The 1,904-nt window shown below is 50.3% G+C and carries 1 protein-coding gene; it reads left to right on the top strand.

Features of this window, described 5'->3' with window-relative positions:
- Positions 1 to 440 precede the first annotated feature (440 nt).
- Complete coding sequence (gene ltrA, locus ACTQ52_RS12265; RefSeq protein WP_441982784.1) at positions 441 to 1,832, top strand: group II intron reverse transcriptase/maturase; 1,392 nt, start codon at positions 441 to 443, stop codon at positions 1,830 to 1,832.
- Positions 1,833 to 1,904: the final 72 nt, after the last annotated feature.

The raw sequence follows: 1,904 nt of genomic DNA, 5'->3' as shown, positions 1-1,904 counted from the left end.
ATTGTGCGCCTGGCGGCGCACGTTTCTAAACGGTGTAAGTCCGGAGTCCGCCCGGTAGCGGGAAGGACATAGCCGAAGGCAAGGGTGTCTGTCGCGAGGCAGAATCTGAAGGAAGCTGGATTCGGGGAACCTACTAACCCGAGGGCAAAGCTCTGGCCTGACGAACAGAAATCTCATATAAGGTCTCATACGAGGATAAGTCTGCAATGCAAGATAAAGTCCGATAGCTACACGGAATCGTATGGGATAAATGAGGCAGGTAGATGGAGTGAAAGAAACGTGTGGTACCCAGGGAGGTCTGTGCGGTAAGCGTCGAAAGACGTAACCACTGCCGAAAGCAGTGCTGAACGCACAGAAGTCAGCCGAGGCCGTAGTAATCGAAAGATGAAGGGCCGAATCAACAGGAGTCTTAAGTACGACCCGGAAAGGAGGAACGAGCAATGAGTGTAGAAAACATCGACAGCTGCTCGCAAAAGAATAGCGCGGAACGTAAAGGATATGTGAGAGCACACCGCTCGTTCAACCGGATATGGAAGGAAAGAGACAGTGCAGACCCCGACATTCTCGGAAAGATTCTGGAAAAGGATAACCTTAACAGGGCCTTTAAGAGAGTGAAGGCAAACAAAGGAGCGCCAGGCATAGACGGTATGACCGTCAAGCAGGCACTACCGTGGCTAAGGGAACACAACCAGAAGTTGAAGGAGAAAATCAGAAAGGGGCATTACACCCCATCTCCGGTGAGACGAAAGGAAATCCCGAAGCCGGACGGCGGAGTACGAAAGCTTGGTATTCCCACCGTCATAGACCGTACTATTCAGCAGGCTATAGCCCAACAGCTTATGCCCATCTACGAACCACTCTTTTCTGAAGGAAGCTACGGCTACCGTCCGAACAGAGGGGCCAAGGATGCCATTCGAAAGATTAAGGAGTATGCGGAACAGGGATATACAAGAGCCGTTGTGCTCGACCTGTCCAAATACTTCGACACGCTGAATCATGAGTTACTACTGAACATCCTACGCAGAAACGTGAAGGACGAAAGAGTAATTCAACTGATCAAACGGTATCTTAAGAGTGGAGTGATGGAAAACGGTGTTGTCGTAGAGACAAATGAAGGCTCGCCACAGGGAGGCAACCTCTCCCCGCTGTTAGCTAACGTTTATCTCAACGAGTTTGACCAGGAATTCAGCAAAAGAGGGGTGCCATGTATTCGATATGCGGATGACATCGTGCTCCTTGCCAGGAGTGAACGAGCGTCACAAAGGCTGCTGGAATCAAGTACGAAATATCTCGAAGGAACACTGAAACTGAAGGTGAACCGTGAGAAAAGCCGTACGGTCAGCGTGTTTGCAATCTCAAATTTTAAATACCTTGGCTTCTGCTTCGGGAAGAATGGTAAAGGCATATACATCCGAGTACACGCCAAATCATGGAAGAAAGTCAAGGATAAACTGAGGGGACTCACTTCCCGGAGTCACTGCGGCAGCATAGTCAACGCCTTAAAGGCTATCAGAGTCTATATGAGCGGCTGGCTTGCTTACTACAGTATCGCAAGCATGAAAACAAACATCGAAGATATCAATGGGTGGATGTACAGTCGCATACGTATGTGTATCTGGAAACAGTGGAAACTGCCCAAGACACGACTTAGAAGACTGCGCGGGCTCAAAGTGCCGGAATGGCTGGCATATCAAACGGCCAACACCCGGAGAGGCTACTGGTGGACGGTTCACACCGGGGGCGTCAAAATGGCCCTCACAAAAGAAAGACTGACAAACTGGGGCTTCTATGATCTTGCCACAGCTTATCAGTCTATGCACGTCAACTGTTGAAACCGCCGTGTACCGAACGGTACGCACGGTGGTGTGAGAGGACGGCGGCTAGTCACCGCCTCCTACTCGCTT

The organism is Oribacterium sp. Sow4_G1_1 (assembly GCF_052116105.1).
Lineage (GTDB): Bacteria > Bacillota > Clostridia > Lachnospirales > Lachnospiraceae > Oribacterium.
The sequence above is the reverse complement of the archived record's forward strand: the minus strand, read 5'-3'. Positions and strand labels throughout refer to the sequence as shown.